Origin of the sequence: Secundilactobacillus paracollinoides (assembly GCF_001702155.1) — a bacterium.
Lineage (GTDB): Bacteria > Bacillota > Bacilli > Lactobacillales > Lactobacillaceae > Secundilactobacillus > Secundilactobacillus paracollinoides.
Genome location: NZ_CP014912.1, coordinates 1,026,815 through 1,053,260 on the forward strand (window position 1 = coordinate 1,026,815; position 26,446 = coordinate 1,053,260).

The 26,446-nt window shown below is 45.8% G+C and carries 26 protein-coding genes, 1 tRNA gene and 1 pseudogene; 6 read left to right on the top strand and 22 right to left on the bottom strand.

From position 1 onward, the window contains the following. Positions 1 to 77: 77 nt before the first annotated feature. Both AYR61_RS04295 and AYR61_RS04300 read right to left on the bottom strand, forming a co-directional pair. Positions 78 to 1,436, bottom strand: coding sequence for an MATE family efflux transporter (locus tag AYR61_RS04295; RefSeq protein WP_065901842.1), 1,359 nt, complete (start codon positions 1,434 to 1,436; stop codon positions 78 to 80). Positions 1,437 to 1,498: 62 nt separating this feature from the next. Further along, positions 1,499 to 2,401: a helix-turn-helix transcriptional regulator gene (locus AYR61_RS04300; RefSeq protein ID WP_065901845.1), complete on the bottom strand. Its 903-nt coding sequence runs from the start codon at positions 2,399 to 2,401 to the stop codon at positions 1,499 to 1,501. Between the two features lie 177 nt (positions 2,402 to 2,578). Here AYR61_RS04300 and AYR61_RS04305 point away from each other — a divergent pair, with 177 nt between their 5' ends. Beyond that, positions 2,579 to 3,034 (top strand): hypothetical protein, encoded by a 456-nt coding sequence (locus AYR61_RS04305; protein ID WP_054712107.1) that lies wholly within the window; start codon positions 2,579 to 2,581, stop codon positions 3,032 to 3,034. Between the two features lie 364 nt (positions 3,035 to 3,398). Then, positions 3,399 to 3,839 carry an OsmC family protein gene (locus AYR61_RS04310; protein ID WP_054711767.1) on the top strand — a complete coding sequence of 147 codons (441 nt, stop codon included), beginning with the start codon at positions 3,399 to 3,401 and terminating at the stop codon, positions 3,837 to 3,839. Between the two features lie 129 nt (positions 3,840 to 3,968). Here AYR61_RS04310 and AYR61_RS04315 read toward each other — a convergent pair whose 3' ends face one another. Continuing rightward, entirely contained in the window at positions 3,969 to 4,370 is a 402-nt protein-coding gene (locus AYR61_RS04315; protein ID WP_054711801.1) for a pyridoxamine 5'-phosphate oxidase family protein, read from the bottom strand. A gap of 241 nt (positions 4,371 to 4,611) precedes the next feature. Here AYR61_RS04315 and AYR61_RS04320 point away from each other — a divergent pair. After that, positions 4,612 to 5,781, top strand: a pseudogene (locus tag AYR61_RS04320) (DUF2075 domain-containing protein). An 84-nt stretch (positions 5,782 to 5,865) separates the two neighbouring features. Here the strand turns inward: AYR61_RS04320 and AYR61_RS04325 are convergent. Further along, positions 5,866 to 6,123 (bottom strand): MDR/zinc-dependent alcohol dehydrogenase-like family protein, encoded by a 258-nt coding sequence (locus tag AYR61_RS04325; RefSeq protein ID WP_156319364.1) that lies wholly within the window; start codon positions 6,121 to 6,123, stop codon positions 5,866 to 5,868. Between the two features lie 21 nt (positions 6,124 to 6,144). On the opposite strand from AYR61_RS04325, the gene AYR61_RS04330 reads away from it, so the two are divergent. After that, a complete protein-coding gene (locus AYR61_RS04330; protein ID WP_056987345.1) occupies positions 6,145 to 6,327 on the top strand; it encodes a hypothetical protein in 183 nt (60 codons plus the stop codon). A gap of 81 nt (positions 6,328 to 6,408) precedes the next feature. Here the strand turns inward: AYR61_RS04330 and AYR61_RS04335 are convergent, their stop codons facing one another. The 5 genes from AYR61_RS04335 to AYR61_RS04355 all read right to left on the bottom strand — a co-directional run bounded on the left by AYR61_RS04335 (position 6,409) and on the right by AYR61_RS04355 (position 11,322). Beyond that, positions 6,409 to 7,005 (bottom strand): hypothetical protein, encoded by a 597-nt coding sequence (locus AYR61_RS04335; RefSeq protein WP_054711773.1) that lies wholly within the window; start codon positions 7,003 to 7,005, stop codon positions 6,409 to 6,411. 663 nt (positions 7,006 to 7,668) lie between these two features. Continuing rightward, positions 7,669 to 7,989 (bottom strand): thiamine-binding protein, encoded by a 321-nt coding sequence (locus tag AYR61_RS04340; protein WP_054711775.1) that lies wholly within the window; start codon positions 7,987 to 7,989, stop codon positions 7,669 to 7,671. A 145-nt stretch (positions 7,990 to 8,134) separates the two neighbouring features. Further along, entirely contained in the window at positions 8,135 to 8,614 is a 480-nt protein-coding gene (gene rlmH, locus AYR61_RS04345) for a 23S rRNA (pseudouridine(1915)-N(3))-methyltransferase RlmH (RefSeq protein ID WP_054711778.1), read from the bottom strand. A 498-nt stretch (positions 8,615 to 9,112) separates the two neighbouring features. Beyond that, on the bottom strand, positions 9,113 to 10,372 hold the full coding sequence (locus AYR61_RS04350; protein WP_083215579.1) for a S1C family serine protease: 1,260 nt from the start codon (positions 10,370 to 10,372) through the stop codon (positions 9,113 to 9,115). A gap of 143 nt (positions 10,373 to 10,515) precedes the next feature. After that, positions 10,516 to 11,322 (bottom strand): MBL fold metallo-hydrolase, encoded by an 807-nt coding sequence (locus AYR61_RS04355; protein ID WP_065901847.1) that lies wholly within the window; start codon positions 11,320 to 11,322, stop codon positions 10,516 to 10,518. Positions 11,323 to 11,803: 481 nt separating this feature from the next. On the opposite strand from AYR61_RS04355, the gene AYR61_RS04360 reads away from it, so the two are divergent. Beyond that, complete coding sequence (locus AYR61_RS04360) at positions 11,804 to 12,391, top strand: NADPH-dependent F420 reductase (RefSeq protein WP_054711782.1); 588 nt, start codon at positions 11,804 to 11,806, stop codon at positions 12,389 to 12,391. Positions 12,392 to 13,088: 697 nt separating this feature from the next. Here the strand turns inward: AYR61_RS04360 and AYR61_RS04370 are convergent. The 4 genes from AYR61_RS04370 to yycF all read right to left on the bottom strand — a co-directional run bounded on the left by AYR61_RS04370 (position 13,089) and on the right by yycF (position 18,093). After that, positions 13,089 to 13,919 (bottom strand): two-component system regulatory protein YycI, encoded by an 831-nt coding sequence (locus AYR61_RS04370; protein ID WP_056987344.1) that lies wholly within the window; start codon positions 13,917 to 13,919, stop codon positions 13,089 to 13,091. A 24-nt stretch (positions 13,920 to 13,943) separates the two neighbouring features. Next, entirely contained in the window at positions 13,944 to 15,242 is a 1,299-nt protein-coding gene (locus tag AYR61_RS04375; protein ID WP_065901849.1) for a YycH family regulatory protein, read from the bottom strand. Further along, complete coding sequence (walK, locus tag AYR61_RS04380; RefSeq protein ID WP_083220030.1) at positions 15,232 to 17,106, bottom strand: cell wall metabolism sensor histidine kinase WalK; 1,875 nt, start codon at positions 17,104 to 17,106, stop codon at positions 15,232 to 15,234. Before walK ends, AYR61_RS04375 begins: the two co-directional genes overlap by 11 nt. A gap of 267 nt (positions 17,107 to 17,373) precedes the next feature. Then, positions 17,374 to 18,093, bottom strand: coding sequence for a response regulator YycF (yycF, locus tag AYR61_RS04385; RefSeq protein WP_065901851.1), 720 nt, complete (start codon positions 18,091 to 18,093; stop codon positions 17,374 to 17,376). Between the two features lie 334 nt (positions 18,094 to 18,427). Between yycF and AYR61_RS04390 the strand changes: the two genes are divergently transcribed. Then, positions 18,428 to 18,500 (top strand) — tRNA-Lys (locus AYR61_RS04390). A gap of 521 nt (positions 18,501 to 19,021) precedes the next feature. Here AYR61_RS04390 and AYR61_RS04395 read toward each other — a convergent pair. From AYR61_RS04395 to AYR61_RS04435, 9 genes are all read right to left on the bottom strand, one after another. Beyond that, positions 19,022 to 19,222, bottom strand: coding sequence for a cold-shock protein (locus AYR61_RS04395; protein ID WP_042522391.1), 201 nt, complete (start codon positions 19,220 to 19,222; stop codon positions 19,022 to 19,024). A 118-nt stretch (positions 19,223 to 19,340) separates the two neighbouring features. Continuing rightward, a complete protein-coding gene (locus tag AYR61_RS04400) occupies positions 19,341 to 19,712 on the bottom strand; it encodes a hypothetical protein (protein ID WP_054711791.1) in 372 nt (123 codons plus the stop codon). A gap of 173 nt (positions 19,713 to 19,885) precedes the next feature. Further along, entirely contained in the window at positions 19,886 to 20,155 is a 270-nt protein-coding gene (locus AYR61_RS04405; protein ID WP_065901853.1) for a head-tail connector protein, read from the bottom strand. A 124-nt stretch (positions 20,156 to 20,279) separates the two neighbouring features. Next, positions 20,280 to 21,815, bottom strand: a complete 1,536-nt coding sequence (locus AYR61_RS04410) for a phage major capsid protein (protein ID WP_054711795.1) — start codon at positions 21,813 to 21,815, stop codon at positions 20,280 to 20,282. Continuing rightward, positions 21,812 to 22,912 (bottom strand): phage portal protein, encoded by a 1,101-nt coding sequence (locus AYR61_RS04415; RefSeq protein WP_054711797.1) that lies wholly within the window; start codon positions 22,910 to 22,912, stop codon positions 21,812 to 21,814. The genes AYR61_RS04410 and AYR61_RS04415 overlap by 4 nt, the downstream gene beginning before the upstream one ends. Continuing rightward, the gene (locus tag AYR61_RS04420; RefSeq protein WP_042522387.1) at positions 22,909 to 23,106 is read right to left on the bottom strand and encodes a hypothetical protein; all 198 of its coding nucleotides are present in this window, start codon (positions 23,104 to 23,106) and stop codon (positions 22,909 to 22,911) included. The genes AYR61_RS04415 and AYR61_RS04420 overlap by 4 nt, the downstream gene beginning before the upstream one ends. Further along, positions 23,066 to 24,763, bottom strand: a complete 1,698-nt coding sequence (locus tag AYR61_RS04425; protein ID WP_065901855.1) for a terminase large subunit — start codon at positions 24,761 to 24,763, stop codon at positions 23,066 to 23,068. Before AYR61_RS04425 ends, AYR61_RS04420 begins: the two co-directional genes overlap by 41 nt. Then, on the bottom strand, positions 24,760 to 25,233 hold the full coding sequence (locus AYR61_RS04430) for a phage terminase small subunit P27 family (RefSeq protein WP_054711942.1): 474 nt from the start codon (positions 25,231 to 25,233) through the stop codon (positions 24,760 to 24,762). The genes AYR61_RS04425 and AYR61_RS04430 overlap by 4 nt, the downstream gene beginning before the upstream one ends. A gap of 777 nt (positions 25,234 to 26,010) precedes the next feature. Further along, entirely contained in the window at positions 26,011 to 26,421 is a 411-nt protein-coding gene (locus AYR61_RS04435; protein ID WP_054711944.1) for an HNH endonuclease signature motif containing protein, read from the bottom strand. Positions 26,422 to 26,446: the final 25 nt, after the last annotated feature.

Here is a 26,446-nt window from a genome sequence, read left to right on the forward strand (position 1 = left end):
GTCTCTGAATTTCAGGTCCGAAATAAACCCATAGATGCCCGCCATTATTAGCAATTGCTAGCAGTTTAGCCTTGACGTTACACGCCTACCCGTTTTTGCTGAAGTAAAGGCGGAATCACTCGGAAAAATGCCCCGATTGAAATAACCGACGCAACGACGTCACAAATGGGTTGTGCTGCAAAGGCCGCTGCCGGATAAAACAGAATCGGTAAGACTAACACACCCACCAAATATAACCCCTTGCGAATCAACGAACAAATGAGTGCCATCCGCATCTGTTCCATTGCGATACCCATGTCTGTCACGGTCCACTGGGCAGCCATACATAAAACACCCGCGGCATATAGTCGGATATACGGTACAGCATGCCGCACGAGTGTCGCATCAGCAGTAAACAAATGGACAAAGTAAGGTGTGGCAAAGAAACTCACCAAAAACATCACGCTACAAAATCCTAGGCAGACAAAATAGACCGACCACAACGCCGATTTAACGCGCTGATAGTGTTTGGCACCCAAGTTAAAACTGACGATGCCCTGGCTGCCCATTGTGATCCCGCTCAGCGGCGACGTGATCAATAACATGTAACTTTGAATAATGGTCGCACACGAAATGAGCAGATCACCCTCGTCAGGGCCGCCAGTTCGTTGCAATGTCGCATTCAGCACAATCAGTAAGCCACTATCCAGCGCATACGTTAGAAATGGTGCCAGGCCCAGCATCATGATCTTTTTACACAATGTCGGATCAAAGCGTCCCCAGCGTAGTTGGACAGTGAGCTTCATGTGTCTTAAACAACTAAGGGCAAACACCGTCGACACGGCCTGTGATATCACAGTTGCGAGTGCCGCCCCTTCTACGCCTAGCTGTAGTTTAAAGATAAGTATCGGGTCCAATAAAATATTTAAAAGCGTGCCGGTTAAAACAGTCCCAACGCCTAGCCCAGAACGCCCTTGCGCGATCAAAAAGCTGTTCATCCCACCAGATAGCAGTGCAAATAGCGTCCCACAAAGATAGATCGTTAAAAACCGATCCGCATATGGATAGGTGGCCGAACTAGCCCCAAACCACCACAGTAGTTGTTTTCTAATCAGTAAAAAGATGACCGTTAACCCGATTCCCAGACCAATCAATAGTCGAAAACAATTTGCCATCACCGCTGCGGCCTGCCGCTGTTCATTAGCGCCTAACGCCATCGCCATAAGCGGTGTGCCACCCTGACCTATCAGATAGCAAAAAGCATATAAAACTGCAATAATTGGGCCACAGACACCCACGCCAGCAAGCGCATCATTACCGATCTCTGGAATGTGCCCAATAAACATCCGGTCAACAATGCTATATAGCACATTCACAAATTGTGCGAGCATCGTCGGAATGGCTAATCGGAGCACTAATGGTAAAACGGGGGCCCGGCCCAAATCATTTTTTCTCAAAACGCGTTATCCTCCTGATTTTAAAATCAGAAGTACAGATAAAAATCAATCCAACTCAGTCGTTAGTCGTAACGGCTTAGCAGATCTTTGGCGGTCTCGATAAGGTGTTGCTTTGCTTCATCAGGTGCCAATACTTTAACCTGATCACCAAACGTCAACAACCATCGCACCAAGCTGTCCAAGTCACTATACTCACCGGTTAATAGCAATTGACCATCCGACTGCTCAGTAATTTGGTCAGCCCCAAATTCATCAAGCAGTCGCCACTTGACCTCGGGCTGAAAAAGCGCCCTCACAAAAACCTTGGTAGCAAACTGATCCGTTGAAATCTGCGGAACGCTCACTTGCCGTGGATTAAATTGTTGTTGGCTCAGTTCGAGTTGGGCCATTCGGTTCAGCTTGTACAATCGAAAAGCGCTGCGAGTCTCATTCCACGCCCACAGGTACCAATTTGACCACTTGAATATCAGATAGTAAGGCTCAACGGTGTTAACTGAGGAACCGGACTGAGACACGTACTGAAATTGCAGCTGATGGTGCGTCTCAATTGCCGATTGAATGCGTTCAATTGTAGGCGCCAATCGTTTTTTATACCAAGAAGAAAGATCAATCAGCATGTAGTCGCGACCACTCACAAAATCCGACGCACCGGCCTGGATCTTTTCCATCAGTTGCCGATAATAATGATTGCCACTAACGCTATCAAGGCTGCGCAGACCAGACAAAATTCCTTGCATATCACGCGACGTTAACAACGTGCGGTCCATGCGATACCCGTCGGCAATTGCGATGCCACCGCCCGTACCCTGCATTGTGTAAAGGGGAATACCTGCTTGAGATAGTGCCATCACATCGCGATTGATCGTTCGCCGTGATACTTCGAACTTTTCAGCTAATTCGGGTGCCGTCACTTTTTTCTCCTGCAACAGCACTGACAATATACCAATGAGTCGATCGATTTTCATATGAACTCCTTACTAGAATCAGGATAACAAGCGTAACATGACAACTGCCTGTCATGTTACGCTTAAAACGTGCTTAATCATAGAAAACATCATAAATACCCATCCTATTTCAACATCATTAGAAGGATAATCGAATCATACAATTACTAAAGTCAATTTTTTAGGGGGTATTTTCATATGTACCATCATCGAAATTTGCTAGTGATGCTTGCCAGTTTTGCTATCTTATTTGCTGGACTGGGCAGCATGGCTACCACGGCACACGCTGCAACTTGGCATAAGGGGACGCCGACTGCAATTAGGGGTACTTGGCGGACTAAGACATCTAAATCACTTAGGACATACATCCATGTCACTAGTACTAAATATAACTGTGACCAAATGTATGACACTAAAGAGCACGCCTACATTACCGATCCCTACCGCGTAACCAACGTTTATTACCACCATAAATCAGGTAGTCAGTACTATTACATCAAAGGTGCACATAATACCGAACCTGGAACGAAGCAGGTATATTACGTCATTCATAAAGTGGGTAATAAGCTACGCGAACATGAATATGGACAATCCGTTAAGGGCCATTATACAAAATTTAACGCTAAGTACGGGGCATGGTTCTACAAAATCTAATGAACGGCAGTTAAATACTAATATTGAAAGAGGCAGAAAATTTTAAATTCTGCCTCTTTTTTTAATCCCGATCAATTAATGTTTCACATGAAACACCGAGTAACACTATCCTCAATCCATATCTTCCACCCTTTTAGCTAACGGTATCATCTCCCATTTTCGCTATTCTACGTCATTTAGGGTTAAATGACGTAGAATAGCGAAAATGGGGCATTAAATTGACGGTGAAAACCTCTCAGATTTACCCAATACCGTCACATTCCTAGCCACCTGTTCGACACTTACTAAAACCAAGTGTCCATTCCAGACTTTTTCGGCTGAGCCTGCTACACTGTGCGTAATTAAAGGAGTAGGAGGCATCATCATGACTGAAAAATCACTGTATCATACGTATGTTCAGAACCATAACGGCTTAACTGGCACGAGTTTTGTTGAAGGTGACGAAGCGTTAGCACTTGGTGTATCGAGTTCACTGATCGACGCACCGGGGACTAATCCGGAACAGTTCATCGCCTTTGCGTTATCAACTTGTTTTAACGCCACTATTCGCATCGTTGAAAATCGGGAACACACCGCAGCAGATTCACAATTGCGGACCCGGGTCGATATTGAAAAAGATGATATCGGCTACAAGTTCATTGTTGAGGCCCAGATTCGCATGCCTGAACACACCGACACCGAGGCCCAGGCCATCATTGACCAAGCCTTAAACGAATGTCCAGTAGCTAAGTTATTAAAGGAAAACGAGAACGTTTCCTTCAAGCTCGTGGACGACTTTAATGACGAGCCAACTTATGGCGAATAGCCTCATGAAAAAACGCATCTGATTCAAACCTCGTTAGTGAAACGAAGCTTGAATCAGGTGCGTTTTTTAAATCAACAGGTCGTTTAAAACCGGCGTACAGTCAGCCTGTAAACGACCTGTCTGTTGTTTTTATTCTTGATACAGTTCCCCAGCCTTAGGACCGGGATCCAGTGTCCAAATAGTGTCAATATCGATCACACCAGCAGCTTTCGGTGCCGGATGATGCCCCTCTTCCGCCCATTTTTGGGCATTCTCAAAGTACTCGCCCTCGCGATACAGAATAGCTTTGCCGCCAAAACGGTAGCCGCGCATCTCTTTTAGATTGGCGAAAGCCACCAGTACTTTTCCGTTGGCATCAATGTCCTTCATGATCGTTTTACCTGTCATTTCGTTGTAGATCAGTCGGTGATCGTCCAAAACGCGCAAACTCATTTTTGGTCCCAGATCCGGTTCGCCGTTTTCATCAACTGTCGCGATAAAGCCTAAATTGTGGGCAATGTATGCCTTCATATCATCCGTTAATGTTGCCATCATATCGTCTCCTCCAAAGTAGATATTGTGCTTCTGCCCGTATTATAAGACTGTTTCTCAAATTCAGTGCCCACAACGCTCCCGATTCGCACATCCCGAACACACGTGGCCAACCTGCTGTAAATCGCGGTGCCGACGAAAGAAATTTCAGCACGATTGTGTTTAACTGATATAATGGAAAAGGCTTTTTACCAGACATTAAGAGCGACATACAGATTAGGAGCATACCATGACTAAACCAATGAACAAGGTATTAAAGGCACAATTTTTCGTCGATGATCTATCCGACGACCAAAAAACTGTCATCACCGACATTAACGATTACATCGGCCAAGGTCTTCACGGCAAGGACCACTCGATCGCCATCATCGAAGGCGCCGCTGGGACCGGGAAATCCGTCGTTTTGATGGAACTCGTCCGCCAGTACATGACCAATAAGCGCTACAAAACAGCGCTGGTCGTAAATCACCCGGAACTTTATAAAGCCTATCGTGAAATGGGCACCGCGATTCCTGGCATGGACGTCAGCACCATTCGCCGGCCAACCTCGCTGATCAACGATGCGCAAAAGAACCACAAAAAGTACGACATTATCTTCGTCGATGAAGCACACTTGTTGTACTCAAAATCAGAACCCTACGCACACTATCGCGGGCAAAACCAGCTGACTGATTTAATGGATCTGGCCCAGGTCGTCGTGGCCGTTTACGATTTTGAACAGGTATTTCAATCTAAGATGTATTGGGACAAGGACCTCCTGTTTAAAACCATCGGTCGCCACCCTTATAAGCAGTTCGACATGAACTTTCAGTATCGGATGGTCGCCAGCAACGAACAAGTTGCGTGGATGGACGATCTGACGGCCGAAAAACCAATGAAACCCTTCCCCGACAACAGCACCTTCGAATACAAGGTCTTCGATACTGCGGGCGCCCTGTTTGAAAAAATCAAGGCCCGTAACAAGGAAGTCGGCATGAGCCGAGTCGTGGCCACATCTGGCTTTCCGCGGATCGACGGGCGTCACAACGTTGAAATGGACTCGTTCAGCCTGCCGTGGGACGAATGAGATCCGCAACGCACGCCGTGGGCAAAGCGGGAAGGCTCAATCACCCAAGTCGGAACCATTTACACGCTGCAGAGATTCGACCTCAACTACGTCGGCATGATCATTGGCCCATCTTTTGGCTACGATGCCAAAACGGACACGATGACCGTGATTCCTGAAAAGTACTCCCACAAGGAAGTCTTCAAGAAGCGCAAGGATATGACCTTTAGCCGCGATGAATACAAGGCGTTTATTGCGAATGTGCTGAACGTTTTGATCAAGCGCGGAAAGTACGGGTTATATTTGACCGCCTACGATGATGCATTACGAGCACGATTACTGGAATTAGCTGAAACCGGAAAATAGTCTGTCATTTAAAAGCACGTTAGCTACCCTGAATGAGGTTAGCTAACGTGCTTTTTTATGTTTAAATACTATCCAGATTGCTACTCAGGGCTTTAAGACAATTTTCCTAGCACTCTGACCACTTTCCATCAGTTCATGTGCTTGCCTGCCGTCTGCTAAAGCAAAAACCGTTGGCTTTCGCACGAGCAAATTACCGACAACGTGGTACGCAAATAATTTTTCAAAGCGAGCTTGACGGCTCATCTGATCAGTCAGATAATCCCACAGGTCACCCGTCATCAAGCTTTTTGAAGCGCTCATCATTGTGACCGGATCGACCACGCTTGGTTGGCCCTGCATCATCTGACCAGCAAGGCAGCCTTGATGAACGATTTAGTTGATCCAGCAAAGGCAAAACTAATCCCTAGTGGGTTGGTCGCAACCTTGCGCAACGTTCTGTTTAATAGTATTCACGCGATTTTTATCGCAGCCCTGGTATTGCTGGTCTTGTCAGTTGTGACGTTGCCGCTGATTAGGAACTCGCAAGGTAGCGAATCAAACAACTAGGCAACCTAGCTGACTTCATAACAGTAAAAAACACCCCACAGTCGCATCAGCGACCATCGGGTGTTTTATTGGTTTGTGTGATTAAGCCTTTGGCAGCGGTGCTTTCAACTGCGGGCCCTGACCACGATGGGCCAAGATCCAATCATCACCGTACCACATTTCCGTCTTTTGCCGACCAGCAGGGTAATCCCAAATGTTCAACCGCTCGAATTCGACGATCTCACTAGTTGGTCCTAGACCGATCCATTCATAACTGCCATAATCAATTGTGTTTGCGTACTTTGCCCAGAGTAATGGGAACGATACCGTTTCGCCAGCTGCGTTCACATATGACCGCGTTTGCCCGTCCAAGATGCGCAACTGTTCGAGCCGTTTGCGGTAGTCAGGATCAACGTCCTGCCACACGTGTTCAGCGATTCCGTACGCTTCTTTCTCGTCAGGCATTGGCCCGGAAAGCGGATGCGTCAACGCATTGTACGAGTACAGAAACCCATCGTCGTCATACATGACGGTCACATGTTCACGATTGAGTGCTTCCTCCGGCAAGTCAGCTGGCTGATACCGACGAAGATGCACCTGTTTGCCATTCCGAGAGACCAGTTGATCATAAACGACCTGGTACCCTTCTGGAATCTGAAAGTCACGGTAACTTCGGTTGTTAATTTTAAGTGCTGTCATTGCGTTCTTCCTCTCAACGCTATGGTATCCGCAGTCCTCATCGATTAAGAGTGATGAGGGCTTTTAATAGCCATAATGGCAGTATTATATGCTTAGTTAGTTGCGAGCGCAAGTATAAAGTTTCATGTGGAACATTTTGCTGATGTTTAATCACTTAAACTGGTGAGCCGCTACTGTGGCTGCCGTCAGATTAGACCATCCGCGTCATCGATATCAATGAACAAGCACTGATAACAACGGCTGAGAGTATGGTAACCTGTAAAAAAATGGAGGTGTCGTAAATGAATAACAAAATCATCAAAGACATAGCCGTTTCAACTCGAGTCAGTCCAGTTATCCATTAACAGGCAAAAGCGAACTTAGCCCAACAGGGGTAATTATTCCTGAATATCTTCGCTTGTCTTTACTGAAGGCGGCAAATAACGAAGGCCGTATCGTTTATTTTTTAGAATCACCAATAGCTAATGAAGCAAAAAAGATGTAGAAATGAATCAATTTGAAACAATTGGCTCCCTATCCGACTTTGAATTTTGGATTGACAGCTTAGAAAAAAATTAAATCAACTATCAAACCAATCTGCCGCGAATTAAGCATAGCAACATAAACAGCCCTTAGCCAAAGTGCTGAGGGCTGTTTATGTATCAATACCTTACCTACAGACGACTAACCTTGTTGCTCTTCATTATGTGCCCGATATTTAGCCAACTTTTCATCAGTGGTCAAAATATGTTCTTCGGGTGCGTAGGACAACTTAATGTAGTTGCTGATCTTTGCTGCGCCGCTTTCGGTAACAGAGACTTGAATTTTATTGATCAACTTAATGAGCGCCTCTAAATCGCCTTCAACTGTGGTTTCAAAAGCACCGACCTCGTAAGAAAGGCCGCTAGCATCGATCTCTGCGATTGCGACATCCACCAGCCTTAACATCTCTTTTGTTGACGCTGCTTCTGGTAATACTTGAATTGCCATAACTGCATTTGCCATATGACTCGCTCCTCTGGAATTGACTTGTATTTTGATGATTAGCTTTATTGTACGTTCATTTCTCTAACTGAACAATCAATTATTCTAATGTGGCCGCCAGTTTGCCATTTTTCGTTTAATTCTACTTTAGAAACTAAAACCCGCATCACTTATGATACGGACTCCCCTCATTAATCATAAACGCCCGGTAGATCTGCTCAGTCAGCACTAACCGCATCAACTGGTGCGGTAACGTGAATTTCCCAAACGAGATCTGCGTGTCTGCCCGTTTCAAAACAGACGGATCCAGACCCAGCGACCCGCCGATCACAAAGGTAATATCTGAATGGCCGTAGGTGGTGAGGTCCTTGATCTCCTTAGCAAACGCCTCGGAGGTGCGCTCCTTACCAAGAATCGCCAGCGCGAAGACATACTCGCGGTCCTTGATCTTATCCAGGATCCGCTCGCCCTCCTTTGCCATGACCTGGGCCATTTCAGCATCGCTTAATGACTCCGGCGCTTTTTCGTCTGGCACCTCGATAATTTGAAACCTACAGAAGCGTGACAGGCGTTTCGCGTATTCCTGAATCCCCTGTTTAAAGTACTTCTCCTTTAATTTACCAACAACGACTAACTTAATGTTCATAACTTTTCCCTTCTCATCTTACTTATCCACAAAGTTATCCACAGGCTAATTCACATGATAGCCCTTTCGTTTCTCAGTTCGTTTTAATACCAATTCAGGTATACCAATTTAGGTTTCAAGCTGTTTTCAGTCTCCATTTTACCGAACAAACGCCGTAATAGCAACGTCTTCATCAAATTCGATAAATTTGACGTTTAGTTATCCACAGGCTGTTAATAAATTAAAACGAAAACTTGGCTCAGCCTGTTAATAACAGGTTTCTGCTCACTATTTGAGTTATCCCCAAAGTTATCCACAGGTTCTGGTGGACAAGTCCGGATTTCGAAATTTATCTGCGGAATCCGCTTACTACATTCGCGTTTATGACGAAAAACAGTCGACTTTTCCCAATCTTTCCCGTTGTAAATAACCCGAATATTCGACTTTCTCAAAACACGTCAAAAACGCCGCAACCGGTTGGTCCGATTGCGGCGTTTTCAAGTTATTTTTCTTTAATGATTAGTTGTTTAACTGACTCGTCGTTTCAGTCAACTTCACGCTGACCGTCTTTTCCTTACCATTACGGTAGTACGTCAACTTGATCGTATCGTTGACCTTGTGCTCGTACAATAGGTCGCGGACGCTGGTCGTTGAAGTGACCTTCTTACCGTCAATGGCGGTAATGACGTCATACTTCTTCAAACCAGCTTTACCGGCAGGTGTCGATGACCCTGGCGTCGTCATCACAACGGCCCCGTTTGAAACGCTTGATGGCAGCTTCAAGACAGACTTTTGTTGTGCCGATGAGATCTCGGACAAATCAACATACTTGATGCCCAATGCTGGTCGAACGATCTTCCCATTCTTGATCAACTGGTTGATAATGTTGACCACTTCGTTACTTGGAATGGCAAAGCCCATCCCTTCAACGCTGGTCCCTTCACTGTCAGTTGCCAGTTTCATCGAGTTGATCCCGATCACTTGGCCTTCAAGGTTCAGCAGCGGCCCACCGGAGTTCCCAGGGTTGATGGCCGTATCCGTTTGAATAACCGTGGCTGTCCCGTTCGATGTCGTCACGGACCGTTTCTTAGCTGAAATGATTCCTTCAGTCAGCGATGAGGCGTAATCGGTGCCCAGTGGCGAGCCGATTGCCAGTGAAGTTTCACCGACTTCAATGTTGTCGGAGTTCCCAAACGAGGCAACACTCTTCACATCCGTGCCGTTGATCTTCAACACAGCCAGGTCGGTTACGGAATCCTTACCCACTAACTTAGCAGTCAATTTCTTACCATTGCTCAAAACGACTTCCAGCGCGTTTGACCCGCTAACCACGTGATTGTTCGTCACAATGTAGGCGGCGTTGCCGGACTTCTTGTAGATGACGCCAGAGCCCTCAGAACTCGTTTGTAACGTACTGTCAGAGCTTGAACTGGAGGAACTGCTGCTGTTGCCGAACAAGCCGCTCAGGCCATCAGACGATGAACTTTCCTTTTGCAGATTGATCACGGAAACAACGGCTGGTTTTACCGCTTTATACACCTTTGACGCCTGAGAATTGACCTTCACGTTAAGGGTGCTGGTTTTCGCCGTTCCACCACTATTTGAACCGGTTGGTACAGCCGATGAGTTGTGATTACTAATGTAGTTGGCCCCGCCGTACACGGCACCACCGCCGACTGCCCCAGCAACGAGTGCCGTAACAGCAACTTTTGTTAACAACCCACGATTGTTTGAACGTTTTGGTTCTTCTGGTTCGTTTGAATTCGGTTGATTATCCATAAGATCGCGCAAAAATGCGCTTCCCTCCCTTAACTTCTCAATTTATACCTAACTGCGGTATGTGATAACTCTATTTTAAATTCAAAATATGAAAAATGTTTGAATAATGACGCTACAAATACGTAAGTTTTTTATAAGTAACCCTAAAGCGTCACTAATCCGCTAGCCTTTTCCGGATCTGTATCAAGGATCTTGAAGTCGTGATCAACGCCAAAATCGTGGTCTTCCATGATGGAGGCAACGGTCAAATGGGCCAGCGATTTCATGTTGTTTTCCCGACTTAAATGGCCGAGGAAAATACGCTTCGTCCGGTTGCCTAAAACGTCCATCATGACATCCGCGCCATCCTCGTTTGACAAGTGACCCGTGTCACTGAGGATCCGTTGCTTCAGGGGCCAAGAATAGCCGCCCATCCGCAGCATTTCCACGTCATGGTTACATTCCATCAGGTACCCATCCGCGTTGCTGATAACGCCTTCTACGTGGTCTGAGACGTACCCAGTATCCGTTAAAATGACAAAGCTCTTATCGCCACTATGGAACGCATAAAACTGCGGTTCCGCGGCATCATGCGACACCGTAAAACTTTCAACGTCCAGGTCGCCCATACTGAGTGTCGTGTCCGGCGCAAACAGGTTCTTCTGGTCGGTGGCCACGTTCCCAATTTTGGGTGCCATGGCATCCCAGGTGCCTTCGTTCGCATAGACGTTCAGCCCAGGATAACGACGTGCAAGGATGCCCACACTCTTGCGATGATCACTATGTTCGTGCGTGACAAACAGCGAGTCAACGTCGTTCATATCCTTCCCAATGGAGGCCATGAGGTTGGCAATCTTTTTGCCGCTCAACCCAGCATCAACTAGGACTTTGTGCTCGTTTGTTTCGATATAGGTGCAGTTGCCAGTACTCCCACTGGCCAGCACGCAGACTTTAAGCCCATCATTTTCCATCACATTCTCTACTTCCTTTTACCTTAATTACTTGAATCTGGTGACGCAACAAGGTGAATTTTCACCATGTGCGAAAACTTTTTTGATCAGCTGTCTGCTAATTTATTAGTCACTCACTATTAGACCGCATTTTGGGGAAAAAGGCAATTATAGAGTGCGGAAGAAGGGCGGTTAAGGGGCGGAGCATAAGGGCGACTGGGCATAAAAAACCGGGCCTGGTTTTTGTGCCCAGTTGCCCTTATGCAGTAGCCCCTTGCCCTTCAGGAGCACGTTTCGACGCCAAATAAGCAAAGCACCAACGCTGACCGATTCTCTAGCAATAAAACCATATCGGGCATGAAAGCACAGAAAACTGAAAACAACATAGAAAGACAGCACACTGTAAAAAATCAGACTACAACAACTACTCCAAAAGCCCAATCAGTTGACCCAGCCCCACCAAACACCTACACTTACTCAAAACAGCAAAGGACGTGACACAATGGCAACAATTGGCGTAATCGGAAGTGGTCACATTGGCGCAACTCTGGCCAAGCAACTCATAGCAGCTGGCAACACCGTCATCATGAGCAACAACCATGGCCCAGAATCACTCAGCGGTTTAATTAAGGAACTCGGTCCTAATGCCAAAGCTGGTACACCAGCCGAAGCGGGTAAACAACCAATCGTCGTGCTGGCTGTTCTTCGTCCAGGCGTTGCCGACGTGGTAGCACAAACGCCAGACTGGACGGATAAGATCATTATTGACGCGACCAACGAACTGGGTCCAGACACGTATACAGATCCGGCTTATCCCGGCAGCGAATTGGTTGCCCACTTAGCACCCAACGCCCACGTCATCAAGGCCTTCAACACCCTGTTTGCCCGTTATATGACGGGGCAAACAGCAGCCGGCAAACGTGTTCTGTTCTACGGTGGTGATGATGCTGACAGCAAGCAAACTGCAGCCACCCTCTTCGAAAAGATGGGCTACGCACCAGTTGATCTGGGGACGCTAAAGGAAGCGGGGCCGATGATGGAATTCGGTGCACCACTTTCTGGTACCCACTTTATTCAACCGGACGAATAAGTGTTACATCTATACGGAAACGACTTGGTGAGCCTAGGTCCTTTTTATTTTTCACTGTGCCCCATGTAACCTCCCGTCACTGCAAATTCCTGAAATAACCACCGTTGGCGAGACTGGTGGCATGATAATCCATTGTTAGGATAATTGATTAAGCATAAAAATAGCTTAAGAGCGTGGAAGAAAACGGGTTGAGACCAGAACGTAAGGACAGGTAGTGGGAAATCCTGGGCTTGGATTTATCACTGCCTGTCCTTACGTAGCCGGTCTCAGTTTTCTGGAACGCGTTTCGGCTATGTTGCAATTAAGAAGATAAAATAAAAACCCCTCAGTCTTCGGTTCTAATCGAACCGGGCTAAGGGGTTTTTGTTTTTGAATTTCAGTTATATGCTACTTTAAAAACCAGTTTTTATTCAGCCGAGTGCGCCTTGCGACGTGGTTTCTGGCAGCAGAGCCGAAACGTGTTCCGCAAGGCAAGGGGCGGCCATGTAACGGACTCTGGCAAAAAATCCAGGCCCGGGATTGCGTGTTTTGTCTTCTGATAAGTTCTGGCTACTGGCGTTCTTGGCCTCGTAGCCGAAACGTGTTCCGCAAGGCTGAGGGCTACTGCGTAAGCCGACTCTGGCAAAAAATCCAGGCCCGGGATTTTCTGCCAGAGTCAGCTTACGCTCCGCCCTCAAAGCGCCTTGCTCCACACTCTCTAATTTATTGTAAAAATCTCCGAATTAGAATTACTACTCTGATTATTACTCCCGGTCTTAATAATCTCACCGGTATAGGCATTCACCCGCTTCAGGATCGTAGTTGATGAGCCGCTCATTCTGATTGCAAAGACCCACGTTGGGATGAACACGTACTGCCCTCGGGCCGTCAGCAGTCTTGTATAGGCGAGGTTGTCCCAGTCGACCCTCGCGCCGTTTGAGAGTTCGTTATATTGGTACAGCCACGTCAGCGCCTTTTCCTCCGAGATCGTCTTCGTCTTTTCCTTCAATAACTTAACGTCACTCAGGTAATTTTGACTGTAGCCGACAACTCGGCGTTCGCTATTCAGTGTGAACCGAATCTGGCCGTACTTGGAATAAACTGGGCCGGAAGCCACGCGTTGCACGTACACGACCTCTGTGTTGGTGGACAGCTGCTTACTATAGCTGTACGAATCACCAAACGCGACCAATACAGGATTGTCCACGATCTTATCTAACGTTTTCTTCGTCTTGCCCTTCGGTACGGTAACTGTGCGTTTAAATTCACTCACAAGTTCCGTGCCGTCAAACCGGTAGGACTGTTGTTGCAGTCCAGTGGCTTGCTGCCGCAACGCGGTGGTGTTATCCGCCGAGAAGTAGAACCCCTCATGCGCGCTGTTGGCAGGTTTATTAAAACTAATTTGGTCTTTTCGCATTTCTTCGAGAATGTTGCTGCCGCTGGATGAATCGGAGTTCGTCACGCTGCTGCGATTGTAAAAGACGAACAGGAAAACATCGATGGCGATGAAGATGATCAAGAAAATGCCCTGAATGCGTTTAAAGTTCATGAGTTGGTCCTCCTTCCCCCAAGCCTAGTTGTCATTGATGGCATCCGTGTACGGTTCCCACTTATGGTCGATCAAGACGTACCAGGTTGGCGACAGATTGACGGCCTTCTTGATATCGGTCGCCCGTGACCACTCATATCCTAATTTAATATCGGAGATCTTGCTCTGCTTGATACCCGCGTTTTTCAGATCCGCCATCAATGTTTTCATCGAAATCAACGTCGTCGTTGACCGTTCAGGTGGGATGGGAACCTGCAAACTATCCAGCGAGAAGTACATCCGGTATGACGTTTGATCCAGTGTCGTAAACCGAACTGCGCCGAACCCGGACTGGTCAAACACCGGCATCCCGCCAACGTAAGTCCGGAAAATCGTGGTGTCGTTACCGCTGTCATAGTAGAACAGCCGAATACTGTCCATTGGAATACCGACCATGACCATCTGCTTATAGGCATGGTTCATGGTGGAAAGGAAACTGCCGGACCCCGTCTTCGAGTTGTAGTTGGTAAACGTCACCGTGTCATTTGAATGATCAACGGTCATTTGCCGGAACCCGCGGTCGTTGTACTCGGTCTTGTTCTTTCGCCGTTTGACCTGAACGCTACTGCTATTATTAGTGGTCATAATTCGGTTGGCATAGTAAGTCTCTGTCTGTTGCGTGAGCTGAAAACTGTACGTTTTGAGCTTCACCGCGTTTGGATAGTAGACCAGCGGCTTGCCATTCAGTAATTTAATGTCGACCTGGTGCCGAACCATTTGATCGGACAGCACCTTCTTGAGTTTGTTGGAGTTGTTGCCCTTCAGCGTCACCCGATCGACCCGATAATTCTTATCATTTAACAAATACAGGTGGTTCGGATCATTCAACAGGATCTGAACCCAGTTGAACCGCATATTGGGAATCTTAAGATGATTTTGGAACACCTTGCGAAAGAAATTAACGGTCATCGATGTCTCGTAGTTCAGTAACAGCGTGTTTTTGCGGTGTAACTGTTTCAAATACTTGCTGCTGGACCCTTGGCTGACCGATTGAATGCTGGTCGATTTGAACCGGCTCATTTTATCGCGCAGCTGTGACACAATGTTGATCTGGCTATTGATCAGGATCTGTTGCTTGCCGGTCTTATTTGTTGAAATGATATAGGACGGCAAGTAAATATCCTGGAACGTTGTGTTATTCGTGTTATCGCTCGTTTTGGTGACCTTGGTACCACTGTTGCCATTTGAATGGGCCGGATTGGTCCACATCATGCCGGAAAGTACCAAACTGAGTACCAGAGCAACGCCAAGACCAGTTGGTAGTAGTAATTGTCTAAACTTCATCCCAGAGATCGTCCCCCTCATCATAAGGTTCATACGGCAGTGAAATGTAGAACGTTGAGCCGTGTCCCTCACGAGATTCGACCCAGATCTTACCGCCTAGTGACTGGACAACTTCCTTTGAAATGGCCAGGCCAAGCCCAGTGCCTCCCTGTGCGCGCGACCGCGCTTTATCGACCCGGTAGAACCGGTCGAAAACGTGCGGAATATCGGCGCGCGGAATCCCGAGACCCTGGTCAGCGATACTCATAATGACGTTGTTGTGCGTTTCGATCAGGCGACAGGTCACGACCCCACCATCAGGCGAATACTTGATGGCGTTGTTCATGATATTATCGAGCACCTGCGTGAACCGGTCAGTATCGATCTCGACCCACAGATCACGCTTTGTAAACTCACGCTTGATCGTGTAGTGCTTGTCGGAGCGTTCATTTTGTTCGTTTGAGTCGATGATCATATCGAACCGGTTCAGCACGTAGTTGAACAGTTCATTCAAGTTTACCAGTTCCAGGTTCAGTTTCTGCGTGCCGGAATCCATCCGCGACAAGGTCAACAGGTCGTTGATCATGCGAATCATCCGATCCGTTTCCTCCTGCGTGACCTTTAAGAACTTCGGTGCAATTTCAGGGTCCTTCCAAGCGCCGTCAGACAATGCTTCAATGTAAGACCGCACACTGGTCAGCGGCGTCCGCAGTTCATGAGAAACGTTGGACACAAATTGCTTCCGGTCCTGATCGATCTTCTGCTGTTCCGTCACATCGTGCAATACACAAGCCAGCCCGCTGATAAAGCCGGATTCCCGTTGAATTAGTGAGAAGTAGGCCTGCAGGATCAGGTCGTGGTCGTCAGTCGAAAAGTCCAGCATGATTTCATCTGGGTCTTCCAACAGGTCACGTAACGTATACTGCTTGCGGATATTCAAAATATCCAGAATTGATTGGCCGATTGCTTGATCGGAATCGACATCCAAAAATTCCACGGCCGTTTCATTAATGATCGTGACATTTCCGCGTCGGTCAGTCGCAATGACACCATCAGTCATGTGCGCCATCACAGAGTTCAACCGCCGCCGTTCAGATTCCGTGGATTCCTGGGCTTCCTCCACTCGAACAGACAGGTTATTAACGGCAATCGCCAACTGCCCCAGTTCGTCATTTCCGTAAATTTTCACCTGACCAGAGTAGTCCCCACGAGCGATTCGCAGGGTCTGCTCCTTCATTTCATTAATCGGCACAGTAATTGCCCGGGAAATAACGAGCGATAATATCAGTCCTAAGCCAACCGCAATAATCGCAGCCAGCAAATAAATGGTCGTTACCTGACTGATACTGTTATAGACGCTCTTTAAACTCGCCCTGATATACACCACCCCAACGGGCGTACTGCTCCCGCTGGATTGCTTGATCAAAGGCGTTATTTTCGTGTAGTAGTACTGGTTCGTTTCGGCGTCGTAAGTGGTTGATTCACTACCGCCGCTGTTATTATAAATGACTTTTTTAACGGCGTTATCCGTCGTTTTTTGGCCAACGATCGTTTGATTATTGGCTTCGTTCGTCCCCCGAATGGTGCCTTTGTTATCGATCACCCGAATTTCGGTGTTGGCCGTACTTGGGATGTTGGCATCGGACAGAAGAATGCGGATCTGCTTGTTGGCAGACGTCGTACTTGTCCGAGACAATTCATTGGTCAAATTCGTGCTCACGTAGCGTTGAAGGGAGATCTGGTTCTTAAACGTTCGCAGGTTTTGTGATTCCAGCTGCTGAACGAACACTGCCCCAACAATTTCCAACGTAATGATCAGCATCATTGCAAACACAAACGCAATCTTAAATTGAATCGACTGGTACCATCTTAGTTTTCGTTTCACTTAATGCTTACCCCTTTTAGAGCGTGGAGGAAAACGGGAGGAAGCGGAGTGTAAGGTGACTCTGGCGTAAACGCCCGAACTTGGCATCTACGCCAGAGTCGCCTTACATGCAGCTTTCTGTTTTCCGAAACGCGTTTCGGCACGGTGGTCAAGAAAGAATGCTCTCTTGTAAGCCAACTCATCCGAAAGAAAATAGTAGTCACCAAATTTGCACACACCAAAAAAGCCAGTCTTCAGGCTAAAAACGACAACCGACACTCAAACCCTTTAGGCTTGGGCGGCATCGCCATCGGTGTTACGCAAATAGTACCCTACCCCGCGTCGTGTCACGAGCCAGGTTGGGTGACTTGGATTGTCTTCGATCTTTTCACGGAGACGACGAACCGTGACATCAACGGTTCGAACGTCACCAAAATAGTCATAGCCCCAAACCGTTTGTAATAAATGTTCCCGGGTCATGACTTGGCCGATATGTTGGGCCAAATAGTGTAATAATTCAAATTCACGGTGGGTCAGCTCAATGTTTTGACCCCGTTTCGATACTGAATAAGCATCCGGGTGAATCACCAGGTCGCCAATTTCAATATCCTTATTTTCCTCTTCTTCCGGTGCAGCGGTACTAACAGTGTTTTGACGCCGTAAGTTTGCCTTGACCCGCGCAACCAGTTCCCGGTTAGAGAATGGCTTAGTAACATAGTCATCAGCGCCCAATTCAAGCCCTAAGACCTTGTCCAATTCGGAGTCTTTAGCGGTAACCATGATAATCGGCATATCGTGCTTCATGCGCACCTGACGTGCCACTTCAAGACCGTCAACCTCAGGTAACATAAGATCCAAAATAATCAGATCGGGGTCGACCTCTTCTACTTGTTGCAACGCTTCTTCACCATCTTGGGCAACAGAGACGTCGTAACCTTCCTTTGTTAAGTTAAACTTGATAATATCAGTAATTGGTTTTTCATCATCGACAACTAGAATTTTTTTCATCTGAATGTATCCTCCTTCAGATAACGATTCGTTTCAAGTAGGTTAAAGTTATTGTTTTAAGTGCTTTTCGGTTAATATTGATTCAAGTAGCACGGCCTGAACCAACGATTTCAGGAATTTGTGTTGACGATTGGTCTACACAACGCTTATTATATCACAGTATTCCTGATTACGCAGAGCACCGGTAACACCGTTCTATCACGCTTTTTTGCAAAAAAAACAACAAAATGCAAAAAAAATCAAAAAAGTTGTTGCCAACTCTAAATCTACATGATATTATATTTAACGTTGATTGATTGAGCAACACATCAACCGCAACACATTTTAAAGATATGGGCAGTTAGCTCAGCTGGCAGAGCAACGGACTCTTAATCCGTGGGTCCAGGGTTCGATCCCCTGACTGCCCATCATATACTATTAACCAGTTTTCATGCAGTGTCATAAGCACCGTGATTACTGGTTTTTTTGTACTTTTAACGCCGGTACCGTTGTCATTAGATGTCATTGTTTTTCAAAAAAAGTAAGCCAATTGGTAAGCCAAACATATAACAAAAAAGCCACTGTTTCCAGTGACTTAATACTTGCGCGGGGCAGTGACTGCTAGCCAAATTGGTTAGCAGTTTTTTTATTTATCAATATAAAAATAATCTTTCGGTGCTTCAGATGGCCGGCCACGTTTCCAATGACTATTTACTGAGCCATATTTACTAGGTACAGGATCAGGACTCATAGCTACAAATCTTCGCCCAACTGAATCCATGAATATGTTGATTCGACTGTACTCTCTAGTTGGTGTAACAAGCGTACAATTTTCGTGATTAATGCCATAAACATCTATAAAATCCATATTATCACATTGCTTTCCTGTATGCCTTTAATAAAAAAAGAACTGCTCCATCAAAAGCAGTTCTTCATAATATTAGACAAATTATTGTGGAACAACATTAGTCGCTTGAGGTCCTCGATCGCCTTGTTCAACATCGTAACTAACTTTTTGCCCATCGTCAAGACTCTTAAAACCGTCAGTTTGAATTGCTGAAAAGTGTACGAATACATCTTTATCATCTGAACCAGTGATAAACCCAAAGCCCTTATCAGCATTAAACCATTTTACAGTACCATTTTGCATATATATATCCTCCTAGGAATCAAACCAAAGTAACCAAATTGAATTAACACCTAAGAAAATAATAGATAGCAAAGATGAATGATACTTATAACTTCCGAACATGTCAATTTAACTAACTTTAACACTTTAATTCGCTGTATGCAACCCTAAATAATTCAAGCGCACAGTTTTTCATATAATTAAATTTGCTGGTGTTAACGGATAATCGTTCGCAAGCCTCGTTTCGGGTGAAACGTTTCTCAATAACATAATCGTGTAGGATAAATTGATACTGCGGATCATGGATCGCATTTAGCGCGTCATCGACCTCTTTCAGCTGATAAGATAGGTCAACATGGTTCACGAGGCTATTTTCAACGCCGTTGCCGCCACTGTGACTAGGAGCCACGCTTAAAGCCGGACTAGATACCTGACTAAACGTCCGAATTTCCTGTTTTAGTTTGGCATACTCTTTTAATAGATTACGAATCTTCTTAATATCTTGACGCATTGGAATCACACTTTCTGATTCCAAATATATGTATAAGGAGAGGGAGCCGCAATCTGCGACTCCCTTACTAACAATGAATTAAATGAATTACCCAAGGACACCTATATTATAACATTAAATTTAATAATTTTCACTTCTTTTATATTAAAGTGAAATAAATTCATCAATGCTTTTTATTCACTTATCAGCCCACGGAGTTGCTGGATCATGCTAACTACTTGGTAAGGAGTCTGCTTCATATCTACCACCCGGTTTTGATACCAGAATTGCGTTAGCAACGACACTGCAAAATCATATTGCTTATATTGGGTTAAATCAGCCGTAGTGCTAACAGCGGTCTGAATATATTCCTTAGCAGAATCTAAGTAGCCCAGAATTAAGGTATCATCTTCGGTCAAGTCCAATCGTAAGCTGGTTTTAATATCATCAACCGTCACAGCCATATCATCACTTCCTTTGTGGGGGTAACGATTCGTTCCCCCTTAGTTTTAATTTATGTATATAGGGGGTGTCCAAAGTGGCTCCCCCTTGTATGGGAGTGGCGAATTAACACCCCTTTATTTTCTTCTATTTACCGCTGGTTGCTGTTCCTAGTGCCACATTAATCGCAGCAGACTTATCAATCACTTCATAATCGTTCCGCACGATCACTGATAATCCTTGGCTGAACTGGTCGAACTTGTCCCATTGGGCGGTTACTTGGTTACGCCGGAAAACAGCCACGGCTTGTGACAAGTCCCCTACAATCATTGGGAACGTCCCGTCAGCGTTGTTGGCCAGTAACTTGTCACTAATCATGACGACTGGCGCCCCTAACAAGGTGAAGCCACTGGGTGCCGTTGGGTTCGGTTGTAATAGGTAACGCCCTTCGGAATCTTTCAAGGTATCAAGGTAGTTGAAACCGGACTGGTTCACTAACCACATTTTGCTCAAAGCGGGATCTAGCGCCACATTGAAAATCTTTTTGAGATCATCAATATTGGTAGCCGTTGCTTTGGCGAAACTGGTTCCCGTTAACAGGCCCATAATTTGGGTATTGTCAGTGTTATCAACCAATTGTTGTAATTGTGTTTTAACTTCGCTAACAATATCAACTTCGGCGTCTTCCACCACTTCATTAGATAAGGCAATTTTACCCGCACGGGTCTTCACATCAAACGGCACTTCCGTAAACATATTCGCATTAACGTCCGCAATATCGGCGAGTTCTTCCTTGGTGGCCAGTACGGCTGATTGTCGACTAGTCGAGATAGGATAAGTTCCAGAACCACTAGAGACTTGCTTAACCGTCGCATATTGGGCGAGATTGTAGGTGGATTGCTTTAATTGGAAAACAGGGGTGATCAGTTCCTTAGGAATAACCGCACTGGCACCACTCGTATTCAATCCGTCTCGGGTTTCACCGTGGCTTCGTACATAAGCTTCAAAGGCAGGAACACCGGTCTTGTTGTCATCTTCATTCGTGTTTGGATCAATAATTGTTTGCTTTGCCATATTATCAGGCTCCTTTTCTTGATTGATAAATTTTTCGTAACTACGCGTATCAACTTGTACATTCGTATCGTCGTAAGCAGGAACAGCCACTACTGACACATCGAACAGACTTTTGACTTGATTAATGGTGCGCGTGATATTGCCATCGTCATCTTTGGTCCATTCGTCGGTGTCGTCGTCACTATCAAAGCCAAATGAGCAGGAATCAACGTTCCCACTTTGAACTTCTTCGTAAACATCATTAGCAAACGACGTATTCGGTAGTTGCGCAATGAAATGTAGCCCCTTGTCGTCCGTTTCTAGCGTTAATGTTCCCGCCTTAACACTGGCTAACACTTGAGTGTAGTCGTGGTTATTGAGCATAAGAACGTTTGATAAATCGACACCATCAAGCGCCTTGGGGGTTACGATCTCGGTAAAACCACCTAAATCTTTACTTGGTGAGTTCCATACAATTGCGTAACCACTAATTGTTTTGCCCTTGTTTGTTTGGGAACCTTTAGGTTGCGGGTCTGCTGAATTTTCAGCTGGCCCATCTTCGGGTGTTTCTGGTTGTGGTGTTTGTGCTCGCAATTCGGCGTCAATCGTTAACCGTCGGTCTTGTTTCATGAATTAGTCACTCCATTCTTTTGTAAGTTTAGGAAAATATCGCCATCGTCAGTTGGTGGCAGGCCAATCTTGGCCCGGGCTTCATTGCGGCTCATAATGCCACCCGTAAATCCAGCCACCGCTTGGGCTTGCTGGGTCTGCGGATCAAGGCTCAATAATTTGTCCGTATTGAACGTGAAGTCATGGCCAAGCTTGAATGATAGTTCGCTGGTGAAGCTATCGAAGTAATGCTGTAACGTCCCTTGTAGATACTGCACGCCACTTTGCTCTTGGTTAGAATGATCGTTTTCAACCCCTAAGCGCTCCGGTGGTAAGCCAAAGGCTTTAGCAATTTGTCGGGTCGTCCAGTCATTAGAATTGACCAGCTTTAATACATCGGTATTTAAGGGTAGATTGCTAATATCCATACCATCATCAGTGACAATCGTATTAACCGCGTTTTCTCCGGTTGTAGTTTCATCAAACTGTTTTCGGACGTTTTCTTTGGCTTCTTTGCCTAAGTCCGTTTGGTGCAATTTAACAATGGTGGTGCCGTGCACGCCGGCAGTAAAAAAGCCGGTTAGCAATTTATTGCCGGCCGACTGAATCTGGCGCTCATCTTTGAGGGCATATAGTGGACTGATCCCCGATACCCCGTCTTTGGTGAAATATTTGAAATGCAAAATGTTGTTAGGCGCGATCTGACGACACGTTCCACTGGTTGGCGTATAAGTATAGGTCAACTTGCCGCTCACATCGTCTTGCTCAACCACCAATTGATTGTTTGGAATCAGTTTAAGGGTGTGATTAGGCAAAATCTCCGCGAAGCTATTGCCATTAAGAAGCAGGTTGGCCGCCAAGGCATATTTAAAATGGTAACCGTCCATATTGCTATTCGGGTTCTGATTAATCATGGTATTAAAAATGGCCGTATCACAAACGATCGGGTTGCTGGCAATATCACTGGCGATAATATTAATGGCCGCATAAATATCGCTATTCCGTAGCACCGCCGCACTCACAAACGTATAGGGGTCATTACTAGACAGACTAACCAAGGCGTCAGCCACTGGATCATGAGTGCCACTGGTGGTGCTTGCTTTAACAAAAATGCTCATGGGTTCACCTCCTTTTCTTCATAATTAATCAGTAGTGCCAAAACGATCAGGCTAACTCCGGCCAGCATGATGGCTGCATACCACCCTAACCAACCACCGACACCAACGACTAGCAGAATCAGCCCCATAATCAGCAGGATTGCAGATAGGTAATTAGAACAGATCTGTCGCAGTCGCATAATATTCGTTCGCATGTTGGTTCGCCTCGCTTTCTTGGTAATAGTCCATACCGGCCACATAAGCATTAATTAACGCCGCTATCGGGTCAATTCGGTTGCTATTGCGTGCCTTATCCAATTGCCAACCATTATTTAACACTTTCAAGATGGCGTTATTGACCGCATAAGCGAGAATCTGATTGCCATTGTGTTTAATGTGACCCGCATACAGCTGATCACGGAAATTTCGGGTGGGAATATTCAAGGTCAACGTCCCTTGACGCACTTCAAATAAAGGATAATTCAATTTTTCGAACTTAGTGATTAAGGTTTGGGCGTTGTATGGATCATAGGCCACGGCTTTCACTTTCCAGTTATATTGCCCGACTAATTGCTGTACATAGTCAAATAGCGCATCGTAATCAATAATGCCGCTGTCTAGTCGGGTGATACTACACTCGCCCGCCCGTTCCATCGATCGGTAATCAATACCATCACGTTTAATCTTAGAATCTAGGCCGTATTTAGTCCCCACAAACGCATGACTATCACAATAAAATTGACCGTTGCCAATTGGCACCAGCCAACTAACCGCGGTCAAATCATTACTTTTTGATAAATCAATGCCAATATACACATCGTGCCCCCGCAAATTGGGGAGTTCATCTAATTTACCAGCAGCCCAATCGTCGGCAGAAATATAGCTATCCTCACTGGCTTGCAACCACATATTGAAGTTCTTAACCAGCACCGGAATGAGGTTATTTTGCTTAATGGCAAGGTCAACATCGGCCTGAATTTTCTCCGTCATGCGTTGCTTAACATGTGGTTCACTGAACAACGGGTTTGCCTTGATCCAATTGGCTTGATCGTAAACTTCTTCGCGGTCGTCTAGTTCCCAAATTGCCACAAAGTAGCGATCAGCTTCAATCTTCCCCTTTAAAACGTCCGTCAACATCTCATATTCGGCGTGCATGGGGACGTTGAGGTTAAGCCCCGAAGTGGAAATCACCGCTAGCAATGAATTATCTTCTTGCGTTTGACCGGACTTTAAGACGTTGTATACCTTACGGTCTTTAGCCTCATGCCATTCGTCTAAAATAACCGTGGTGCCGGCATAACCATCAAGTGTACTGGTATCACTAGCAAGGGCTAGGGCTTGCGAATCAGTTTCTAGGTCGGTAATGGCTTGTTTCTGCACCTTAATGCGTTGCCGCATGTACTTCGACTGCTTACGGACTTGCCGTAAACCACTTGAAAGCATATCGTAGCCTAATTTAGCTTGTTTAAGGGCGTTGCTGACGAATAATACCTGTCGGTTACGGGCGGGCTGACGTTCTCTTAAAAGGCCATTAGCGGCCATACCAGAAGCGAGATAGGTTTTGCCATTCTTGCGTGCCATACTAATGAGCGCTCGATCATATCGCCGATTGCCAGTCAATTTTTCCCGCCACCCATATAACTCACTGATAATCCATTTTTGAAAGGGCTGCATGGTTAGCTTGGTACCGTCCGTTTTGGGCATTAATTCGATAAATTGAACCGCTTTTGTCGCCGCTTCTTCATCATAGTAGAATGGAAAACTCGCTTCTTTAGAACGGCTCAAATCGCGTTTAAATCGCTCACACGCCCATTTAATCTTTTGACCAGCCAGCACTTCACCGGACAAAACTTGATCAACGTATTCAATCATGACAACATCGCCTCAAAAGAATCTTCCGGCGTATCATCTTTCTGTTTATTCAATTCCATACGAGCCCGGCTAGATAATGACATGCCTAAATCATTAGCCAAGGATTTTAAGTCTTTCATGGCTTGAGATTGCAATGCTACATACGGGTTAGGCTTGCGCGCACCAGTTTCCTGATTAGTTTGAACCAATCCATTCTTACGAATATCGTTCTCGCAAGTCTGAATGGTGGCATAAGCCCGGCAGTAGCTTGCTAGAAGGGCCCGATCAAGTTCGCTAATGGGTGTGTTGGCTTTCAAGTACGGGGAAACGCGTTGCCATTCAGTCAAGGCACGGTCATGTAACCAATCAGGGGGCGTTAAATCGAGTGACGGGTAATCAAACAAGGCAGTCTCGGCGTCCTTACGCTGGTCGCGTTCTTCGTTCGTTAGATGTTTTTTTAGAGTTGATAGTTGCTTAATTTTTTGACCCATTTTCGGGCTCCTTTCGCTAAATTTATATGCAAAAAAGCCACCGCAGCATGGCTGAGGTAGCTTAAATGCACATATATTCGGAATTCGTTTATTATACGTAAATCGTAACACTTTCGAGGGAAAAGTGCAATATATAGTATGCTGTTATTGGTTAGCATACTCCATATAGTTATGCTTTACCCCTTGGCTTTTTATTTATGCAAATTTCGCATAAAGTAGTAGACATTTTCTGATTCCTGTCAATATTGGCAAAAAATCAAACTTTTAAAGGGAAATTTACGCACAGAAAGGAGTGTGCCCGCTCTTATCGGTTCATTCATAGCCCCCATATCATTGATACTCCGGCATTCATAGAACCTGCGTGTTCACATTAGCCACGCAGACCTAAGTCTGCATAATGCCGACTCAGCCGAAAATTCGGCTTAGCTCCCCAAAATTGGGGGCTCAAAATTGAGCCACGAAAGCAACCTATCCCGTCATCTTAACGGGTCAGCTAATGCACCAAGTTAGTGCGTTGGGGTCGTAACTTGCGACCACAGATAGTACAGCGGAAAATTCCGCTCAATAACTCGGCTGAAAGATGTCCCCAATTTTGGGGAGATATACTACCTAAGTTTAACTTAGCCAGCCATCTTTAATTCAGCTGAAAGATGTGCGCAATTTTGCGCAGATATACTACCTAAGTCCAGCTGAAAATTCAGCTCTACCTAACCATGTTCACTTGCGAATACTCTGTATAATCGCAACCAACATCTATTACCGACTATCGCAGTCATATCAAGGCCTAACGCTATTTCTTGTGCTACCCTCTTTTTGTCGTATTTCCCTAGCTTGTTTAGTCTTTTGATTATGGTGTCGGTAGCATAATGGTTGTAAGTTGCTTTCGTCTAGTCGCCGTGACCAATCATCACGCAACTCTACGATATGATCCACTACATCAGCCTTGCGTATCACACCATCTTGGTAGCATTGCACGCAGATTGGATTGTTTTCTAGGAATCGCCGGGACAACTTACGCCATTGAGATGACTTATAGAACTGCTGATAGCGTCCCTCATACTCGCCATACATGCGCTTGTGGTAGGTTTCGGCGTTAGCCTTATGCTGGTGCTTATCGCAGTAACGGACGTCATAGGGCACCAGCTGACGGCACCCAGCATGGTTGCATTGCTTCATAGGTTTTGCCATATAAATAGATCTCCTTACATACACA

What these genes read in the sequence shown, in the direction of transcription:
- AYR61_RS04300 (WP_065901845.1), bottom strand. Translation starts at nt 2,401, where the DNA reads ATGAAAATCGATCGACTCATTGGTATATTGTCAGTGCTGTTGCAGGAG.
- AYR61_RS04305 (WP_054712107.1), top strand. Translation starts at nt 2,579, where the DNA reads ATGTACCATCATCGAAATTTGCTAGTGATGCTTGCCAGTTTTGCTATC.
- AYR61_RS04310 (WP_054711767.1), top strand. Translation starts at nt 3,399, where the DNA reads ATGACTGAAAAATCACTGTATCATACGTATGTTCAGAACCATAACGGC.
- AYR61_RS04315 (WP_054711801.1), bottom strand. Translation starts at nt 4,370, where the DNA reads ATGGCAACATTAACGGATGATATGAAGGCATACATTGCCCACAATTTA.
- AYR61_RS04325 (WP_156319364.1), bottom strand. Translation starts at nt 6,123, where the DNA reads ATGATGCAGGGCCAACCAAGCGTGGTCGATCCGGTCACAATGATGAGC.
- AYR61_RS04330 (WP_056987345.1), top strand. Translation starts at nt 6,145, where the DNA reads ATGAACGATTTAGTTGATCCAGCAAAGGCAAAACTAATCCCTAGTGGG.
- AYR61_RS04335 (WP_054711773.1), bottom strand. Translation starts at nt 7,005, where the DNA reads ATGACAGCACTTAAAATTAACAACCGAAGTTACCGTGACTTTCAGATT.
- AYR61_RS04340 (WP_054711775.1), bottom strand. Translation starts at nt 7,989, where the DNA reads ATGGCAAATGCAGTTATGGCAATTCAAGTATTACCAGAAGCAGCGTCA.
- rlmH (WP_054711778.1), bottom strand. Translation starts at nt 8,614, where the DNA reads ATGAACATTAAGTTAGTCGTTGTTGGTAAATTAAAGGAGAAGTACTTT.
- AYR61_RS04350 (WP_083215579.1), bottom strand. Translation starts at nt 10,372, where the DNA reads ATGGATAATCAACCGAATTCAAACGAACCAGAAGAACCAAAACGTTCA.
- AYR61_RS04355 (WP_065901847.1), bottom strand. Translation starts at nt 11,322, where the DNA reads ATGGAAAATGATGGGCTTAAAGTCTGCGTGCTGGCCAGTGGGAGTACT.
- AYR61_RS04360 (WP_054711782.1), top strand. Translation starts at nt 11,804, where the DNA reads ATGGCAACAATTGGCGTAATCGGAAGTGGTCACATTGGCGCAACTCTG.
- AYR61_RS04370 (WP_056987344.1), bottom strand. Translation starts at nt 13,919, where the DNA reads ATGAACTTTAAACGCATTCAGGGCATTTTCTTGATCATCTTCATCGCC.
- AYR61_RS04375 (WP_065901849.1), bottom strand. Translation starts at nt 15,242, where the DNA reads ATGAAGTTTAGACAATTACTACTACCAACTGGTCTTGGCGTTGCTCTG.
- yycF (WP_065901851.1), bottom strand. Translation starts at nt 18,093, where the DNA reads ATGAAAAAAATTCTAGTTGTCGATGATGAAAAACCAATTACTGATATT.
- AYR61_RS04395 (WP_042522391.1), bottom strand. Translation starts at nt 19,222, where the DNA reads ATGCAAAATGGTACTGTAAAATGGTTTAATGCTGATAAGGGCTTTGGG.
- AYR61_RS04400 (WP_054711791.1), bottom strand. Translation starts at nt 19,712, where the DNA reads ATGCGTCAAGATATTAAGAAGATTCGTAATCTATTAAAAGAGTATGCC.
- AYR61_RS04405 (WP_065901853.1), bottom strand. Translation starts at nt 20,155, where the DNA reads ATGGCTGTGACGGTTGATGATATTAAAACCAGCTTACGATTGGACTTG.
- AYR61_RS04410 (WP_054711795.1), bottom strand. Translation starts at nt 21,815, where the DNA reads ATGAAACAAGACCGACGGTTAACGATTGACGCCGAATTGCGAGCACAA.
- AYR61_RS04415 (WP_054711797.1), bottom strand. Translation starts at nt 22,912, where the DNA reads ATGAGCATTTTTGTTAAAGCAAGCACCACCAGTGGCACTCATGATCCA.
- AYR61_RS04420 (WP_042522387.1), bottom strand. Translation starts at nt 23,106, where the DNA reads ATGCGAACGAATATTATGCGACTGCGACAGATCTGTTCTAATTACCTA.
- AYR61_RS04425 (WP_065901855.1), bottom strand. Translation starts at nt 24,763, where the DNA reads ATGATTGAATACGTTGATCAAGTTTTGTCCGGTGAAGTGCTGGCTGGT.
- AYR61_RS04430 (WP_054711942.1), bottom strand. Translation starts at nt 25,233, where the DNA reads ATGGGTCAAAAAATTAAGCAACTATCAACTCTAAAAAAACATCTAACG.
- AYR61_RS04435 (WP_054711944.1), bottom strand. Translation starts at nt 26,421, where the DNA reads ATGGCAAAACCTATGAAGCAATGCAACCATGCTGGGTGCCGTCAGCTG.